The sequence below is a fragment of the Variovorax sp. GrIS 2.14 genome, from assembly GCF_046115955.1.
Lineage (GTDB): Bacteria > Pseudomonadota > Gammaproteobacteria > Burkholderiales > Burkholderiaceae_C > Variovorax.
In genome coordinates this window covers 782,937-801,344 of sequence record NZ_JBJXIA010000001.1, presented here as the reverse complement: position 1 = coordinate 801,344, position 18,408 = coordinate 782,937, and the positions used below count along the sequence as shown (strand labels likewise).

The following is an 18,408-nucleotide window of genomic DNA, read 5'->3' as shown; positions in this document are numbered from 1 at the left end:
CATGAGCGTTTAAAGTCTTAAAGACTTTGTTCCGAAGAACTTGGCAATTAACCTTCAAACGCCCACGCTTATCGGCTGTAAATTTTTAACGAACTATTTACTCAACATCTTCTGCCGAGTAACTCGCTTTGCTGTGATCAGCGCAGCCTTAGATTCTAACATGTGTTTTAAAAGCTTGTCAACTTTCTTTTTCGCTTATTTTGATTTGCAGTTGAATTCCGGAAAGGACTTCAAAAACATCTCGCATTAAGCGAAGCCTTCGATTATGACCTGTTTACTTGAAACCAGTCAATCTTTGGGGCCTTTACCTTCTTCGACTTGTACGAAAGTTCAATCAGAACTTTTATTTCCGTCGCATTCAGCGCAGCCTTCGATTATGACGTGGTTTTCGCAGTCCCGTCAACTTCTGCGGCTTTTCTTTAACTGGTCCGCATTTCAGGTCACCTATCTGTCCGCCACGACGCCAAACAGATTGCGCCAGGCCATCGAGTATAAAAAATCTCGATGCTCGCGCAAGGAGGGCAGCACACAGAGGGCGAACTACAGCGTCGTTTCGAACTATGCACCGCGTGCCGCAAATGAAGAGACAGTCTCGCCTCCGATAATCCGTGCCACATGGCACTCATCACTCTCCTCGACGCACAACTCGCGTACGGTCACGTTCCGCTACTCGATCATGCGGACTTCTCTCTCCTCGAATCCGAGCGAATCGGCCTGATCGGCCGCAATGGCACGGGCAAGTCTTCGCTCCTCAAGATCTTGGCCGGCCTTGAAAAGCAAGACGACGGAACGCTGCAGCTCCAGCAGAACCTTCGGATCTCCTACGTAGCGCAGGAACCGTTACTGGACATGGATGCGGATGTCTTCACAGCCGCGAGTGCCGGCCTCGCCGAAGTTATCGCAGTTCGAGACCTCTACCTATCAGGTGCGGACGGGCTGGATCTCGATGCGCTCCAGTCGAAGATCGAAGCTTTCGACGCCTGGAACTGGGAGCAGCGCGTAGAAGAAACGCTGCACCGGCTGCACCTGGACCGCAACGCCCGCGTCGGATCCCTTTCGGGCGGTACGCGCAAGCGGGTCGCCCTGGCACAAGCGCTCGTGGCATCACCCGACGTCTTGCTGCTGGACGAACCCACCAATCACCTTGACCTCGATTCAATCGAATGGCTCGAGCAGCTATTGATCGACTTCAAAGGCAGCGTCGTGACTATCACGCACGACCGCAGCTTTCTGAATCGTGTTGCCACTCGCATCATCGAGTTGGACCGAGGCAAGCTTGGCTCTTATCCGGGCAATTTCGAGCAGTACCTCATACAGAAGGAGGAGCAACTCGCTCAGGAGGCGGTGATCAGCGCCAAGGCCGACAAGCTGCTCGCTCAGGAAGAGATCTGGATTCGCAAAGGCGTAGAAGCACGCCGTACCCGAAGCCAAAGCCGAATCAGCCGACTCGAGGCGCTTCGCGACAACCGCACCGCGCGCCGCGATGTGCAGGGCAGCGTCAACATGGATGTTGCATCGGGGCAGTCGAGCGGAAAGATCGTGGCCGAGCTCACAGAAGCCTCAAAGTCGTTCGGTCCCAAGACTGTCATCCGCAACTTCACCGGCACGATCCTGCGTGGCGACAAAGTGGGGCTGATGGGCCCAAACGGCGCCGGGAAGACCACTCTGCTCAAGCTGATCCTGGGCGAACTCGAGCCCGACAGCGGAAAGATTCGCCGTGGCACCAATTTGCAGGTCGCGTACTTCGACCAAATGCGCGACAAGCTCGATCTCGACGCCACGCTCGAGGATTTCATCAGCCCCGGCAGCGAGTGGATCGAAATCGGCAACCAGCGCAAGCACGTCAAAAGCTACCTGGCCGACTTCCTGTTCTCGCCGGCCCGCGGAAATTCACCCGTTCGGTCGCTCAGCGGCGGTGAACGAAATCGCCTGCTCCTGGCACGCCTGTTCGCGCGGCCAGCCAACGTGCTCGTACTCGATGAGCCAACCAACGACCTGGACATCGACACGCTCGAACTGCTTGAAAGTCTGCTGCAGGACTACGACGGCACGGTCTTCCTCGTGAGCCACGACCGGACCTTCCTCGACAACGTCGTCACCAGCACGATCGCTTTCGAAGGCGACGGCCATTGGCGCGAGTACGAGGGCAGCGTCCGAGACTGGATGATTCAGTCGAAGCGCGCACGAGAGATCGCTGAACAGCGCGCCGCAGCAGCACCGGCTGCCGCGCCTGCAGCAGCGGCCGCTGCGCCGAAAGCCGAAGCCGCGCCGGCGCGCGTCGTCACGCGCAAGAAGCTGAGCTACAAAGAACAGCGCGAGCTGGAAGCGCTACCGACACAGATCACAGCGCTTGAGGACGAACAAAAGCGGATTGCAGAAATGCTGGCAGTCGACGGCGGCGCGATCTATTCGAGCGAAGCCTCGCGCGCAGCCGAACTGGGCGAGCGCCATTCGCAAATCGACGAAGAGTTGCTGGTCGCGCTCGAGCGCCAGGAAGAGCTCGGCGCTACGCGTTAGCAATCGCGGGCGCCAAGCCGCAGCGGTTCGCCTGGGTTGTCCGACGAGTCAGCGTCGGCGACTGCGTTATACACACGCACCTAACAATACGCGCCTAACACCACGCCACCTCAGCATGTCCTTGTCCAGTGCCCCGCAGCATCCGATCAAAACCATGCAGCGGTGGTGTGCCGCAGTGGCCGCGGCGCTGCTCATTTCGGCCTGCGCACAGTTGCCCAAAAATGTCGAACGGCCGGTGTCGACTGCATTGGTATCGGCAGGGGATACCGCGCTTGCCATACTCGTCCAGCGGCGGCATGACGCCGCCTCGGCCCGGTTCGACTCCGGCTTCGTTTTACTCGACGGCCCACAGGCGGCCTACGGCAGTCGACTCGCGCTGGTCGAATCTGCGCAAAAGACGCTCGACCTCCAGTACTACGCCATCCACGCCGATGCCAGCACCGGCCGGCTGCTCTCTGGTGTACGTGATGCGGCGGCACGTGGCGTGCGCGTACGCATCCTGATCGACGACTTTCACAGCACCGGACGCGATGCGCTCGTGCTGCGGTTGGCCTTCGAGAAAAACATCGAGATGCGAATGTTCAACCCTTTGGCCGGCGACCGCAGCTCAGCTCTTTCTCGCATGGCCAACTCGCTGGGCGAAGCGTCGCGTGTACAGCAGCGCATGCATAACAAGCTCTTCATCGCCGACAACGCCATGGGTGTGGCCGGAGGTCGCAATTTGGGCGACGCGTACTTCGGCAACTCCACCGTCGGCAACTTCGTCGACCTCGACGTGCTCGCAGCCGGTCCCATCGTGCGCGACTTGTCCAGGAGCTTCGACACCTACTGGAACAACGAACGTTCCTATCCTGTCGAGTCTTTGGTGTCGCAAGTGGAGCTCGCCCAAATTCGGGAGCGCTCCCGCGATGCCGATGCCGATGCCGCCAGCCAAAAACGAAGTTCCGACGAGGCAAATGCCACCGCCGCGGCGCGCGAGGGAGCCGGCGCAACAGCATCAACCTCGCCTGCAACACGCACCGACGACGGTCCGACGCCCGAACAACGCTCGCACGCATGGGACGAAAAGCCGATCGACCTCGCCACCGCCGCTTTCGCCTGGGCGCCTGCCGTCGTACTGGCAGACCAGCCTGGCAAGATTCCGCCGGACAAAAGTAGCCCCAACGCCGGCGACGGGCGGGCGCCGGCCCTGGTCATCAGTCAGCAGAACGGCACGCAAAATCTCCCGGCCAACCGGGCCCTCGATGCGGCTGCAGACCTTGCCGCCGGAAGCGACACCGTCGTCGAAGGTTTGCTCCAGCTGATCGGCCAATCGCGCCGCGATCTGCTGATCATCTCGCCGTATTTCGTGCCGGGCGATGATATGAAGCAGGCGTTTGCCGCGGCCCGGGCGCGCGGCGTGCGCGTCCGCGTGCTCACCAATTCACTCGCGTCCAACGATGCGCCTGTCGCCCACGTCGGCTACGCGCGGCATCGCGAAGAGATGCTGACGATGGGCGTCGAGCTGTATGAGTTGCGAAGCGGCCAGGCCGACTTCGGCAGCGCCTTAGGCGCATCCGGCGCGAGCGTGACGGGCGAATCCAAAGCCATGCTCCATTCCAAAGTGCTGGTGCTGGACGGTCGCCTGCTGGTGGTCGGCTCCATGAATCTCGACCTTCGCTCACAACTGCAAAACACCGAGGTCGCGCTGCTCATCCGCAGCAACGAGCTTTCACGTATCGCGACCGGGCAGATCGAGGCTGCACTGAACGAAGGTGCCTGGCACGTCGAACTTGCAGACGGCAAGCTCATCTGGCGAGCCCCGAAAGGCAGCGGGTTGCAAGACACGACGACTGAGCCCGATACCAGCGCCAGCCTGCGTTTACTGCTCAAGCTCTTCGGCCCGCTGGCGCCCGACAAGCTGCTCTGAGCAGCCGGTGGGCGGCAAGCGGACGGCGAGGTTGGTGGTCGATTGGCTGAGTCGACTCGGCCAAACGGCCTGTTGTCCGTCCATGAGCGAGACCGGATGATCGCTCGATGAAATCTTCCGCATTGGTCTTTGCGATGATGGCCGGACCGCTTGCCCTGCTTGCCAGCGTGACCCTGACCGCATGCGGCACGCAGCAACCTGCCGCTGCCGCTTCGCCACCCGCTGCTGCAGCGGCGGCGACAGCGGCGACAGCATCTGCGCAAACCAGCGCCAGCCCGCCATCGCCGGCCGCGGTCACTGCGGCACCACCCCCGCCACCCATCATGGCGTTCGACGACGCCGTAAGCTTTGCCGCCACCAACCTCTTCGGCAAGGCGGTGTTGCCCGACGGCACCCGCAGGTTGCCGCTGGTGATCGACCCGCTGATCGACGGCAACACCGGTGCCCAGTCTGTGTCGACCCAAGCGATGGAGCAACGCATCGGCGCGATGCTGCGCGCGAACTTTCCGCGTTACGACCTGCAGCCTTTCACGACCACGGCATTGACGCGGTCACCGCTGCTTTTCATCGGCACGGTGACCGCGGTCGACAAGGCCGGCGGCAATGCGCCGGGTCCGCGCGAGTGGTACCGCGTGTGCCTTGCGCTGGTCGACTTGCAGAGCGGCAAGATCGTCTCCAAGGGCCTCGGTCGCGCCCGGCCAGACAGCGTCGACTCGACGCCCATCGCCTTTTATCAGGACAGTCCAGCATGGGTGCCTGACGGCGCCACCGATGGCTATGTGAAGACCTGCCAAGGCACGAAGGTCGGCGATCCGATCAACCCGGCGTATTGGGACAAGATCGTTGCCGCCGCCATGATCAACGACGCGATGAACAGCTACAACGCGGGCCGCTACGACGACGCGCTCGACCTGTATCGCGGCATTGCGCGCTCGGCCGGCGGCGACCAGCTGCGTGTTTACAACGGCGTCTATCTGTCCAGTCTCAAGCTCGGCCGCAAGGACGATGCAGCGCAGGCCTTCGGCAAGATCGTCGACTACGGCATCGCGCAAAAACGAATCGCGGTAAAGTTTTTGTTCAGACCCGGCTCGACGCTGTTCGTGAATGATCAACAGATCAACACGCAGTACCAAGTCTGGCTGAAGCAGATCGGTGCGCGCACCGGGGTAGCCAACGCGTGCATGGAAGTGTCGGGCCACACCAGCCGCACCGGGCCAGAACCGTTGAACGATCGATTGTCATTGGTGCGAGCGCAATACATCACTCAACGCCTCGATAACGGCCTGCCCGGAACGGCCAGGCGAACCGTCGCCGTTGGCAAGGGCTCGCGCGAGCCGATCTCCGGACTCGGCACTGACGATGCGCGTGATGTGCTCGACCGGCGCGTGGAGTTCAAGGTGATCGACTGCCCGACGACCTGAGCGCTGAACGCCGCAGCCAGCCCATCACATCACATCGCGAACCCGGGCAAAAGTCTTCCAGAAAGTCGCGTCCTGCGCGGTCGCAAAGTTGATGCGCATCAGCGTCGATGGCGGCCGCCTTGCATGGAACAACGAACCCGGCGCCAGCAGATAGCCTTCGTCGAGCATGCGCTGCGTCAGTGCGTCGGTGTCGACGCCGGCGTCGACCCAACCGAACAACCCCGCCGGCTCCGACACGAAACTGCAGTCGTGCGCCAGCGCGAGCTTGACGCTGCGGGCACGCGCGCCGTCGAGCCGAATGCGGATGCGGTCGGCGTGCCGGCGTAACTGCCCCTGGTCGATGCACCACGCCAGCGCCCGTTCAAACAACGCGGGCGTCGTGAGAGTCGTGAGCAGTTTAGTTTCGAGCAAGCGGCTGAACACATCGGGAGGCGCCGCCAGAAAACCGATGCGCCAGTTGGGCGCCAGAATCTTCGCGAAGCCGCTCACGTAGATCGTGCGCTGCAGCCCGTCGAGCGCGCTCAGGCGCGTCGCATGCTCAGGCGCGAGGTGGCTATAGGTGTCGTCTTCGACGATATGAAAGTCGTGCTGATTGGCAAGCTTCAGCACACGGTGCGCGCTGCCCGGCGTCAGGCTGTAGCCGGTCGGGTTGTGCAGCACGCTGACGCTGACAAAAAGCTTCGGCTGATGCGCTTGGCAATACCGCGCCATCACTTCGAGATCGGGCCCATCGGCACGGCGCGGCACAGGCAGGATGCGCATGCCGAGCGATTCCAACCGTGCAAATTCAATTGCCCAACCCGGCTCTTCGACCATCACAGGATCGCCTGCACGCAGCAGCGTGCGGCTCACGATGTCGAGCGCGTGCGTGGCGCCGATGGTCGTGATGATCTGGTCGGGCGACGCCGGCACGTTGATGCTGGCGAGCTTTTGCGAAAGGCTGCGCCGAAGCGCCGAGTCGCCGGCCGGCTCGCCGTACTGCAAAGACAACTCTTGCAACGCGCTCGTACTGGTCAACCGCCGCACCGAAGCCGGCATGAAGGTCGACTCCATCCAGTCCGGCGGAAAAACGCCCATGCCCGGTTGCGGCTTGTCGCTCTGCCGATGGAACATGCCGCGAATCAACGAGCTTGCGTCGGCCGGCACACCGGAAATAGGCAACGGCTTCAGCACAGCGCTTGCCTCCCCGCCCGCACGGGCGTCCTGCGATTGCGTCGGCGCTGAATCGCGCACGTAAAAGCCGCGCTGCTTGCGGGCCTCCACCAAGCCTTGCGCCAGCAACTGGTCATACGCCGCCACCACGGTGTGCGGGCTCACGCCTTGCTGCCGCGCGCATTCGCGCACCGAGGGCAAACGCGCGCCTGGCGCCAGCAGCCGGTTTCGGATGCGCTCGGCAAAGCGTCCGGCGAGCTGTTCGGTGAGCGATTGGGTAGAAGTACGTGTCAGCATGCGTGTCCGTCTGTGTCCCGTTTTTCACCTCTGTACCGAAGGGCCGGCCAATACAGACGAGACTCTTGTCCGACGATCTGTGTCGGTACTGTAATGGTCAAGAGTTTAGAGTCTGTTTCATGGACTGGCAAGAATTCACCGCGCTGTTGGTGTTGGCTACGGCGATGAGTTTTTCGCCGGGGCCGAACACGACGCTGTCGACCGCGCTCGCGGCCAACGGCGGTCTGAAGCGCGCGATGCGTTTCATCGTCGCCGTGCCCGTGGGTTGGACTTTGTTGCTGATGCTCTGCGCTGCAGGCATCGGTTCACTGGTGGTTGCGGTGCCCGCGCTGCGCCTGGTCATCAAGGCACTCGGCATTGCCTATTTGTTGTGGCTCGCCTGGAAGCTGAGCCGCAGTGCAACGCTCGGCAGCGCCGACGAGGCGCAGCTGTCGGTCGGCTTCGTCCAGGGCGTGATGCTGCAGTTCATCAACATCAAGGCCTGGCTGCTGGCGCTCACGCTGGTGGCGGGCTGGATCGCCGGGCAGCCCGATGCGCTGGGTCGCTTCGCCATCGTCGCGCCGGTCATGCTGTTCTATGCCTTTGCCAGCAACCTAGCCTACGCGGTGGTCGGCGCCGTGCTGCGCAGCTGGCTTACCAAGGGGAAGCGCCTGTTGTGGTTCAACCGCGGCATGGCCGCCGTGCTGGTGCTCACGGCCTGGTGGATGGTGGGCGTATGAAGGGCTTGCAGCTCAAGGACGAAACGCTGGGTATGTGGCTCGGCGTATTAGGCGTCGCCATCTTCGCCGTCACGCTGCCGATGACGCGGCTGGCGACGGGTACGCAGGCAGCGCCGCAGCTGTCGCCGTGGTTCGTCACCGTCGGCCGCGCGGCGCTGGCTGGCGCGCTCTCCGTCGTTTTCTTGCTGGCGACGCGATCGCCGCGGCCGCAACGTCATCAATGGAAGCCGCTCGGCATCGCCGTGCTGGGCAACGCGGTCGGCTATCCCTTGTTGCTCGGGTATGCGTTGCGCGTCGTCACCGCGAGCCACGCGGCTGTCATCACGGCGCTGCTGCCGCTTGTCACTGCCGCCGTTGCAGCTTGGGTGTTGCATCAGCGCGCGCGGCTCGGCTTCTGGGTGTGCGCCGTGGTCGGCAGCCTGCTCGTGGTCGCGTTTTCGATGCTGCGCGCCAGCCGGCACGGCGGCGGGTTCGGGTTCGAATGGGCCGACCTGTTGCTGGTCGGCGCGGTGATCGCGGCGTCATTCGGCTATATCTACGGCGCGCAGGTCACGCCGTCGCTCGGTGCCGAGCGCGTGATCTGCTGGGTCTGCGTGATGGCGCTGCCCTTCACCTTGCCGGCGACGCTCGTCTTGTGGCCGGCACAGGCCATCGCGGTGTCGGCGTGGGTCGGCTTCGTCTACGTCGGCGTGTTTTCGATGTGGATGGGCTTCTTCGCCTGGTATCGCGGCCTGGCGCTAGGGGGTGCACTGCGCGTGAGCCAGGCCCAACTGTTGCAACCGTTTCTGTCGATCCTCGCGTCGATCCCGCTGCTGGGCGAACCGCTCGACGTCGTCACACTGGGCTTCGCGTTCGCGGTGGTCGCGACCGTGGTCATCGGCAAGAAGCTGTCGCAGCCGCGCGCGATGCCGACGGGTGCCACCCCCGCGATCGACACGCTCGGTTGAAAATCGACGGCCACCAAAAATCACCCGCTCATCAGGCAATCAAGGAAAAAGCATGGACTGGAAACTGGCCGCACGGGCCGAAAAGATGAATCCCTCGGTGTTGCGGGAAATTCTGAAGGTCGCCGAACAGCCCGGCATCATCAGCCTGGCGGGCGGCCTGCCCTCACCCAAGACCTTTCCCATCCAGGAGTTCGCCGACGCATGTGCCGAAGTGCTGCACACCGATGGTCAGGCAGCCTTGCAGTACGCGGCGAGCGAAGGCTATGGGCCGCTGCGGCAAGCCGTGGCCGACATGCTGCCGTGGAACGTCGATCCTTCGCTGGTGCTCATCACCACCGGTTCGCAGCAAGGACTCGACCTGGTCGCCAAGGTGCTGATCGATCCGGGCAGCAAGGTGCTGGTCGAAACCCCGACCTACCTCGGCGCGCTGCAGGCTTTCGGCCCGATGGAGCCGGTGCCGGTGAGCGTGGCGAGCGACAACGACGGCGTGCTTGTCGACGACCTGCTGGCCAAGGCCAAAGACGCGCGCTTTGTCTATCTGCTGCCCAACTTCCAGAACCCTACCGGCCGCACCTGGACCGAGGCGCGGCGCGCCGCCGTGTCGGCCGCCGCAGCCAAGGCAGGCCTGCCCATCGTCGAAGACAACCCCTACGGCGACCTGTGGTTCGACGCGCCGCCGCCGCTCTCGCTCACCTCGCGCAACCCGGAAGGCTGCATCTACCTCGGCTCGTTCTCCAAGGTATTGGCACCGGGACTCCGCCTAGGCTTCCTGGTCGCGCCCAAAGCGATCTACCCCAAGCTTTTGCAGGCCAAGCAGGCGGTCGATCTGCACACGCCGATCTTCACGCAGCGCATGGTGTCGTCGGTCATGAAAGACAACTTTCTGGACCGCCACGTGCCGACGATCCGCGCCCTGTACAAGCGCCAGCGCGACGCGATGATCGCTGCCCTGCGCCGCGAGATGAAGGGACTCGACGTCGAGTTCAACACGCCGGTCGGCGGTATGTTCCTGTGGGCGCGCATGCCTGAGGGCATCGACACCGTGGCGCTGCTGCCGAAGGCGGTCGCGCGCGGCGTGGCCTTCGTGCCCGGTGCGCCGTTCTTCGCTGGAGAAGGCGATCCGCGCACGCTTCGACTGTCGTTCGTGACGGCCAGCGTCGAAGAAATCGACATCGCCATCGCAGCACTGGGCGCCACGTTGCGCGAACAGCTGGCGCACAACGCTGCGGCCAAGGTCGAGCGCGAGCTGGCCTCGACCTGAACGACTGAAACAGAAACCTAAGAACCGAACCATGCTCAATATCTGGGGCCGCATCAGTTCCCTCAACGTACGCAAAGTCGTCTGGTGCGCGCAGGAGCTCGGGCTCGACTTCCAGCGCACCGAAGCCGGCGGCCGCTTCGGCGTGGTGCAAACGCCCGAGTATCTGGCGCTCAATCCGAATGCGATGGTGCCGATGATCGACGACGGCGAGGGTGCCGAGCGCGTCGTGCTGTGGGAGTCGAACGTCATCGTCCGCTACCTGTGCGCGAAGCATTCGCTCGGCAAGCTCTATCCCGACTTGCTGGGCGAACGCTTCGATGCCGAGCGCTGGATGGACTGGCAGCAAACCGCCCTCAACGCGGTCAGCGGTGGCGCGTTCGTGCAGTGGATTCGCAAGGCGCCGGACGAACGCGACGCCGCCGTGATCGCCCGCTCGGTGAATGCGACCGAGCCGCTGCTCGCCATGCTCGACACGCATTTGGCGGACCGGGCCTACATGGCGGGCGACCGCTTCACCATGGCCGACATCCCGATCGGTTGCGAGACGCATCGCTGGTTCGGCTTGCCCGTCACCGAGTACACGCGACCGGCCTGGCCGAACCTCGAGCGCTGGTTCGCCGACGTGTCGGCACGCGTTGGCGCACGCGGCGTGCTCGACCTCGCACTGGAATAGACGACAAATGAAAACCCGTGCGTTCAAACAAGTCGACGTGTTCACCGCCGTGCGGTACCGCGGCAACCCGCTGGCCGTGGTGCTCGATGGCACCGACCTCGACGACGCCGAGCTGCAACGCTTCGCGCACTGGACCAACCTGTCGGAAACGACCTTCGTGCTGCCGCCGACCGACGATGCCGCCGACTACCGCGTGCGCATCTTCACGCCCGGCGGCGAGATGCCCTTTGCGGGCCATCCCACGCTAGGCAGTTGCCATGCCTGGCTGGAGGCCGGCGGTCGACCGAGATCCGAAGGCCGCGTGGTGCAGCAATGCGCAGCCGGGCTGGTCACGGTGCGGCGCGAAGCCGGCGCGAACGGCGATCGGCTTGCCTTCGCGGCGCCGAAGCTCAAGCGCAGTGCGCCGAGCCCCACCTTGCTGGCCAAGGTGGCGAGTGCGCTCGGACTGAAGGCGCATCAGATTCTGTCGGCCCAACTGCTCGACAACGGACCGGTGTGGCTCGGGCTGCTGCTGAACGATGCGGACACGGTGCTCGCGCTGACGCCGGACCATCGCGCGCTCAAGGAACTGGGACAGGCGGTCGGCGTCGCCGGCGTTCCTGCGCCGGCTTCGAACGGCGCGCTTATCGGTCGATCGAACCGCGAGGGGCGCGCCTTCGGCAGTGCGGACAAAGCCAGCGTGAAGCCCATCGCCCCGATCGCCGCCGACCTAGAAGTCCGCGCGTTCGCTGCCAACATGGGCATCGAGGAAGACCCGGTCACCGGCAGCTTGAACGCCGGTCTCGCCGAATGGCTGATTGCCGACGACCACCTGCCGGCCCGCTACCTCGTCGCACAAGGCCAGACGCTGGGCCGCGACGGCCGCGTGACCGTCGAGCGCGACGCCGACGGCACGGTCTGGATCGGTGGCGATTCGGTCACCTGCATCGACGGCACGGTCACGTTGTAGCGATGCCAGCCCGCCTCGACCACCTCGTCATCGCTGCAGCCTCGCTGGACGAAGGCGTGGCCTGGTGCGAGGCCACGCTCGGCGTCACGCCCTCGACAGGCGGACCGCATCCGATGATGGGCACGCACAACCGCTTGCTCGCCATTTCGAGCGATGCGTTTCCGCAGAGCTACTTAGAGATCATCGCGATCAATCGCAAAACGACGCCGACGCGCGCAGCCAGATTGCGCCGCTGGTTCGACTTCGACGATGCGGTGCTGCAGGCGGGCCTCGCACGCCACGGTCCGCACCTGATCCATTTCGTCGCCCGCGTGGCCGATGCGCGCGCCTCGCTGGAGGCGCTGTCGCACCACCACGCGCACATCGATCGCGGCCCCTTGATTGAAGCCGCACGCGACACGGCCGCCGGCCGCCTCGAATGGCAAATCACCGTGCGCGACGACGGCCAGCGCCTTTTCTATGGCGCGCTGCCGACGTTGATCCAGTGGGGCGCCGTGCACCCGGTCGAGAGCCTGCCAACTTCGGGCATCTCGCTGCGTTCGATGCATCTGACACACCCGCGCGCCGACGACCTTGCAACCGCGCTGACAGCCATCGGCCTCGTCGACATGAACGTGCTTGCCGGCGCACCGAACCTCGTCGCTGTGCTCGACACACCGCGCGGCCCCGTCACACTCGAATCCAAGGGACTCTGACCATGCTTTCTGTCACCGAACTCACCTGGTTCGCCATCGCCTCGCTGCTGCTGGCGCTGACCCCGGGGCCGAACATGATCTATTGCGTCTCGCGCACGCTGGTGCAGGGGCGGCGCGCGGGGTTCGTCTCGCTGGCGGGCGTGTTGCTGGCGTTTCTGGTGCATCTGGTCGCCGCGGCGCTCGGGCTGACGGCGCTGTTGCTCGCCGTGCCGCTGGCCTTCGATGCGATACGCCTGATCGGCGCGGCTTACCTGCTTTGGCTCGCATGGCAGGCGGTGAAGCCGGGCGGCACAGCGCCATTCGAGCCGCGCGCACTGCCGGCAGACCGGCCGGGCAAGCTCTTTCGCATGGGCTTCCTGACCAACCTGCTGAACCCGAAGGTGGCGATGTTCTACCTTTCGTTCTTTCCGCAATTCATTCACCCGGAGCATGGCTCGGTGCTGCTGCAGAGCGCGATGCTGGGTGCGGTGCAGATCGCAGGCAGCGCGGTCGTCAATGCCACGCTGGTGTTCGGTGCGGCGGGCATCACGGCAGTGCTGTCGCAGAGCACCGGCTGGCTGCGTACGCAGCGCTACGTGATGGGCACCGTGCTCGCGGCCATCGCAGTGCGCATCGCGCTGACGGAGCGCAAATGACCGCCGTGCTTTTGTCGGAGAACACGTCCGCATCCGCATCCGCACCCATGTTGTTCGACCGCGAAGAAATCGAAGCCGCACAACGCACGGTGTACGCCGCCATGCCGCCGACACCGCAATACGCGTGGCCGCTGTTGTCCACACGGCTCGGCGCCACGGTATGGGTCAAGCACGAGAACCACACGCCGGTCGGCGCCTTCAAGATCCGTGGCGGCCTCACTTACTTCGAGATGCTGGCACGGCAACAACCCACCGTGCGCCATGTGATCAGTGCGACCCGCGGCAACCACGGCCAGTCGGTCGGCTTCGCTGCACGGCGCCACGGCCTTGCCGCCACCATCGTCGTGCCGCACGGCAACTCGGTCGAAAAGAACGCTGCCATGCGCGCGCTCGGCGTCACGCTGATCGAACACGGCAACGATTTTCAGGAGGCCAGCGAGCACGCCGGCATGCTGGCCACGCGCGACGGCCTGCACCGCGTGCCGTCGTTTGATCGCGATCTGGTGCGCGGCGTCGCCACGGCGTATGTCGAATTCTTCGATGCCTTGCGCGACACGCCACCCGACGTGCTGTTCGTCCCGATCGGGCTTGGCTCCGGCTTTGCGGCCGCCGCCGTGGCGCGCGCGCATTGCGGCGTGTCGACGCAAATCATCGGCGTGGTGTCGTCGCACGCCACGGCCTACCGCGACTCGTTCAGGGCCGGACGGCTGATGGAGGCGCCTGTCAGCACGCGACTGGCTGACGGCATGGCCTGCCGAACGCCCGTGCCCGAGGCACTTCAGGTCATCCAACGCGAAGCCGACGATGTGATTGCGGTGAGTGACGACGAAGTCGCCGAAGCCATGCGTGCGCTATTTATTGATACGCACAACGTGGCCGAGGGTGCCGGTGCTGCGGCGCTGGCAGCGGCCCTGCAACAGCAGGACCGCTGGCGCGGCAAGACGGTGGGCATTGCGCTCACCGGCGGCAATGTCGACGCCGGCATGTTCGCCGGTGTCCTTACAAGCTAGCCAGTTAGAACGCGAACTTCACACCCAGCGATCCCTGCACCGAAGTCTTCACCCGCGCATCGCTGCCACCGGAGTGGAACAGCTTGCCCACTTCGCTGTACAGGCTCACCGACTTGGTGACCGACAGCGTGGCGCCGACAGCCAATTCGGTCGACGTGTAGCCGATGCGGCTGGAGATCGTGGTCGCACCTGCCGGTCCGACGAAGGTCGCCGTGTCGGTACCACCGAATCCGTGCCACAGGTTCACCCGTGCGTACGGCTGGAAGCGACCCATCGAGGTCATCATGTCGCCCGCAAAGCGCACGCCGATACGACCGAGGATCTGGCTGTCCGGATCCTGCTGCACGTTGGTGAAGCCGGTGATGCCGGTGTTGTCCAGATTCAGGCGGTGATACACCAACTGGGCCTGCGGCTCGATTGCCCAGCCATTGCCAATCGCAAAGCGCTGGCCGACTTCAGCCGAGGCCAAAAGGCTGTCGCCCTTGGTCTTGGCGCTCGGCTTGAACAGCGCATCGGCGGTCACGTCCTGGCGGCCGTACTGCAACACGAAGTCGGCGTACATGCCTTGCGGGATCTGGTACGTCGCGTAGCCCGCCAGGTACTGGCTGTCGGCGCGGAAGCTGCCGGCATAGCCGCTCAGGCCACCCAGGCCGAAGTTGCCATTGACGTTGGCATCGGTGCGCAGGGCGCCGATGTAGACGCCGGCGTTCCAGCGGTCGTTGGCGAAGAGATCGACGCCGGTCTGGAAGCCGGTGGTGCTGGCGCGGGTGTCGGTCCCGACGGTGCCGTTTTGCTCGATGGTGGTGGTACCACCGAAAACACGGCCCCAGGCGCGGCGATTGCCGCTGCCCCAGCCGGTGTCGCCGATCACGCCGCTGGCACTGGTCGCACCGGCGGCAGGCGCCGCAGCGACGTTGGCTTCGTCGCCCATGCGGCGGTGCAGGTTGCCGAGCATCGCCAGGTCGCCCTGGCGCAGCACATTGCCCATGGCGGAGTACACCGGCACTTCGGCACGGTAGCTGGGTACGCTCAGCGCCGGGAAGGTGGCCGTGACTGGGGTGACTGGGGTGACGGGCGTCACAGGCGTGGAGCCGTCCTGCGTGCGCAGGTAGAAGCTGCTGCCGTTGCCTGCCGCATCGGCCGCGTACAGCCGGTACTGAAAGGCGCCGGCATCCACGTGGCCGCCGGCCAGTGCGAAGGCGGTCTTGGTGCTGGTCGCGCCACCCTGTGCCGTCACGACTTCGATGCCGTTGCCGCTGGTCAGCGCACCGAGGCCGCCGAAGTTGGTGATGGCAACGTTGGTCGAGCCTGAAGCACTGGCGTTGGGGCCATTCAACACCAGGCGATCAGAGGTGCCGTTGGCGCCGAGCAGGGTGCCCAGTGCCAGCGTTCCGCCGTTGCCGACGTAGGCGCCGTTGACTGTGAGGGTCGTACCCGGCGCCGCGCCCACCAGCGAGACGACGCCCGAATTGGCAAGAGATGCGACGGTCTGGCTGTTGCCGTTGAGCGCCAGGGTGGCGCCCGCGGCGACGGTGTGGGCCGAAGCGGCGCTGAGCGCGTTGGCAGCGGTGGCGGACAGCGTGCCCTGGGCCACGGTGGTCGCGCCGGTGTAGGTGTTGGCACCCGACACGGCGAATGCACCGGTGCCGGTCTTGACCAGTGAGCCGCTACCGAGAATCGCACCGGTGAAAGTCGTGCTGGTGTTCGCGCCGCCGGTGGTCAGGGCCGCGGAGCCGAGTGTCACTGCACCTGCGCCGGCCAGCGAGCCGATGGTCTGTGCCTGGTTATTCAGGTCGAGCGTGCCGCCACCGGCCACCGTCACAGCGGTGCTGGCTGGCAACACGTTGGCGGCACCGGCTTGCAGGGTGCCGGCGTTCACCGTGGTGGCGCCGGTGTAGCTGTTGGCGCCACTGAGCGCGAAGGTCCCGGTGCCCGTCTTCACCAGCGAACCGGTGCCGGAGATCACCCCGTTGAAGGCCGTGCTGGCGTTGTTACCACCGGTGGTGAGTGCGGCGCTGCCGAGCGTGACGGCGCTGCCGGCGACGCCGGCCAGGGAGCCGATGGCTTGTGCCTGGTTGTTCAGGTCGAAAGTGGCTGCGTTGGCGACCGTGAGCGCGGTGCCGACCGGCAGCACGTTCGCAGCGCCCGCGCGCAGGGTTCCCGCATTGACGGCGGTGGCGCCGGTGTACGAGTTGGCGCCTGAGAGCACCAAAATACCGGCGGTGGTCTTGATGAGGCTGTCGGCACCCTGAATCGAGCCAGCGAAGTTGCCGGCATTGACCGTCAGCGCCTTCGACGCGTCCGTACCCGTCAGTACCGTTCCAGCACCTTGCAGGTTGGCAACGCTCGTGTTGAAACTGTTGAGATCGAGCGTGGCGCCCTTGGCGACTGTCGTCGATGCATTGATCGAGGTCAGGGCGTTGAGGCCGGTGGCGTCGCCGGCGCGCAGCGTGCCGCCGGCCACGTTCAGGCTCGCCACGTTGGTCGTCGTGACAGACGCGGGCGTGAACAGCACCACGCCGTTGTCGATCGCGTTGCCGAAGGTCGCGACCGATGCCTTGTTGGTGATGCCAGCCGTGAAAGTAAACGTCTTGCCTGTCGCTGCGGCCACGGTGGCCGATCCGTTGAAAGTGATGCTCTGCAAGGCACTGCCGAACGCCACGTCGTTTGTCGCCAGCAATTCACCACCGGTCATGACGACCGCGCCAGTGCCCAAGGCTTGCGCGTTATTGAACGCCAGGGTTCCCGCAGTGATGCCAGTACCGCCCGAATAGGTGTTTGTGCCGGTCAGCGCCAGCGTTCCGGCGCCGACTTTGACGACTGAACCGCCGGCCGCAGTAGCGGCGTTGTTGTAGCCGTTGCCATTGAGGTCCTTGAACTGCTTGCCCAAGTCAGAAATGACGCCGCTGATGGTGTCGCTGTCACCCAAAATGCTGGCCCCGCCGACCGTCAACGCTTTTCCGCCCAAGACCACGTTGCCGGCGCCTGACAGCCTGCCAATCGCAACGCCGGTGGTGGAGTCGCTGATATAGACCGTTCCGGCGACGGCGTTGTTCACCTTGGCACCGCTCAGATCTACCGTGCCCAGGAGATACAGCCGACCGTCGGTGTTGTTGATCGTTGCAGTGCCACCCGTGCTGTTGCCCTCGAAATAGATTCGACCGCCGCCGCTGTTGTTTAGGGTCGACGTTGCCGCCGTCGTACCGGTTTGAAAGTCGATCAAAGCGCCCGCAGCCTTGCTGCTGATCGTGGCATTGCCAGCCGACGCGCCGGCAGCGAACGTCACGCCGGAGTTCGTTCCCAGCGTGTCGGTACTTCTCAGCGTTTGGATCTGCAAGTTGCCGGCGGTAACACCAGTGCCCGTGAAATCGAGTTCGCCGTTGTTGTAGATGCTGACCGCGTTGCCGCCCGTTCCGAGGGCGCCGTCACTCGTGATTGCGACGTTGATGCGGCCCGAAGCAGGGACATTTGGCACATCGTTGCGGCCGACTTGGGTAGTTCCGGTGAACCCCGCGCTGCTTCCTGCCAGCGTCAGTCGCGTCGTTTCGCTCGGGCTGGTCCCGAGGTTGACCAGCGCCAGTGCACCGCTGCCGGCGAAGCCACCGCTCAGGACATTTGCGAAGGCGTCGTTGACGTCAATCGAGCCACCGCCGCCCAATACGGTTATGGCCCGCGCGCTCGTTACGCCGCCGGCCCCGAACTGGAGAGTGCCCCCGTTGAGTTGCAAGCCGTTGGCCGCGTTTCCCAATACAAGATCACTGGAAATGCGCAAAATGCCGGCCGTAATCGAGGTGGCGCCGACGTAGGAGTTGCCTGTGTTACTCAGTTGCAGCGTGCCCGTACCGTCCTTGACGATTCCACCGGCAGTCGTAAAGTTACTGATCAAACCGGTCTGGTCTGCAACAGCCGTCGGAGCCACCGTGAGCGTCACGCCGCCCGACGCGTTGATCGGAGTGTTGTACGTGCCGGTCGCCCCATAGGTAGTCGCCTGCGCCAGCGCCCCGGTCGCGCCCAATCCGCCGATGAGCGCCGCAGCCACGATGGCCACTGACGACCCAGAGCGCTTTCCGCGCGAACGTGTGACTTCAGAAACGGCAACCCATGCGCCGAGAGCATGGTTCCAGACGCTGCGATACGAGGTATTCAAAACAAGCTCCGATGACGGTGAAAATGTCCGCTACGCCCAGTAACAACTAGACGTGCAGAACAGTGCAATTGAGTAT

13 protein-coding genes are annotated in these 18,408 nt (G+C 64.4%); 11 read left to right on the top strand and 2 right to left on the bottom strand.

Annotated elements, in window-relative coordinates:
- Positions 1–615: 615 nt before the first annotated feature.
- The 3 genes from RCH10_RS03720 (at position 616) to RCH10_RS03710 (ending at position 5,847) form a co-directional block, all read left to right on the top strand.
- Positions 616–2,517, top strand: coding sequence for an ATP-binding cassette domain-containing protein (locus RCH10_RS03720; protein ID WP_409051311.1), 1,902 nt, complete (start codon positions 616–618; stop codon positions 2,515–2,517).
- 115 nt (positions 2,518–2,632) lie between these two features.
- The gene (locus RCH10_RS03715; protein ID WP_409051310.1) at positions 2,633–4,426 is read left to right on the top strand and encodes a phospholipase D family protein; all 1,794 of its coding nucleotides are present in this window, start codon (positions 2,633–2,635) and stop codon (positions 4,424–4,426) included.
- 107 nt (positions 4,427–4,533) lie between these two features.
- Positions 4,534–5,847, top strand: coding sequence for an OmpA family protein (locus tag RCH10_RS03710; protein ID WP_409051309.1), 1,314 nt, complete (start codon positions 4,534–4,536; stop codon positions 5,845–5,847).
- Positions 5,848–5,871: 24 nt separating this feature from the next.
- Here RCH10_RS03710 and RCH10_RS03705 read toward each other — a convergent pair whose 3' ends face one another.
- Positions 5,872–7,296 carry a PLP-dependent aminotransferase family protein gene (locus RCH10_RS03705; protein WP_409051308.1) on the bottom strand — a complete coding sequence of 475 codons (1,425 nt, stop codon included), beginning with the start codon at positions 7,294–7,296 and terminating at the stop codon, positions 5,872–5,874.
- A 119-nt stretch (positions 7,297–7,415) separates the two neighbouring features.
- Here RCH10_RS03705 and RCH10_RS03700 point away from each other — a divergent pair, with 119 nt between their 5' ends.
- From RCH10_RS03700 to RCH10_RS03665, 8 genes are read left to right on the top strand one after another with little or no spacing between them, the layout of a single operon-like run.
- Complete coding sequence (locus RCH10_RS03700) at positions 7,416–8,015, top strand: LysE family translocator (RefSeq protein ID WP_323498404.1); 600 nt, start codon at positions 7,416–7,418, stop codon at positions 8,013–8,015.
- Positions 8,012–8,962, top strand: coding sequence for a DMT family transporter (locus RCH10_RS03695; protein WP_409051307.1), 951 nt, complete (start codon positions 8,012–8,014; stop codon positions 8,960–8,962). Before RCH10_RS03700 ends, RCH10_RS03695 begins: the two co-directional genes overlap by 4 nt.
- Positions 8,963–9,014: 52 nt before the next feature.
- Entirely contained in the window at positions 9,015–10,223 is a 1,209-nt protein-coding gene (locus RCH10_RS03690) for a PLP-dependent aminotransferase family protein (protein ID WP_409051306.1), read from the top strand.
- 31 nt (positions 10,224–10,254) lie between these two features.
- A complete protein-coding gene (locus tag RCH10_RS03685; protein WP_409051305.1) occupies positions 10,255–10,896 on the top strand; it encodes a glutathione S-transferase family protein in 642 nt (213 codons plus the stop codon).
- 7 nt (positions 10,897–10,903) lie between these two features.
- On the top strand, positions 10,904–11,845 hold the full coding sequence (locus RCH10_RS03680) for a PhzF family phenazine biosynthesis protein (RefSeq protein ID WP_409051304.1): 942 nt from the start codon (positions 10,904–10,906) through the stop codon (positions 11,843–11,845).
- A gap of 2 nt (positions 11,846–11,847) precedes the next feature.
- The gene (locus RCH10_RS03675) at positions 11,848–12,540 is read left to right on the top strand and encodes a VOC family protein (RefSeq protein WP_409051303.1); all 693 of its coding nucleotides are present in this window, start codon (positions 11,848–11,850) and stop codon (positions 12,538–12,540) included.
- Positions 12,541–12,542: 2 nt separating this feature from the next.
- Positions 12,543–13,175, top strand: coding sequence for a LysE family translocator (locus RCH10_RS03670; RefSeq protein WP_409051302.1), 633 nt, complete (start codon positions 12,543–12,545; stop codon positions 13,173–13,175).
- A gap of 47 nt (positions 13,176–13,222) precedes the next feature.
- On the top strand, positions 13,223–14,185 hold the full coding sequence (locus RCH10_RS03665; protein WP_409051336.1) for a threonine dehydratase: 963 nt from the start codon (positions 13,223–13,225) through the stop codon (positions 14,183–14,185).
- A gap of 4 nt (positions 14,186–14,189) precedes the next feature.
- Here RCH10_RS03665 and RCH10_RS03660 read toward each other — a convergent pair whose 3' ends face one another.
- Entirely contained in the window at positions 14,190–18,332 is a 4,143-nt protein-coding gene (locus tag RCH10_RS03660; protein ID WP_409051301.1) for an autotransporter outer membrane beta-barrel domain-containing protein, read from the bottom strand.
- Between the last annotated feature and the right edge of the window lie 76 nt (positions 18,333–18,408).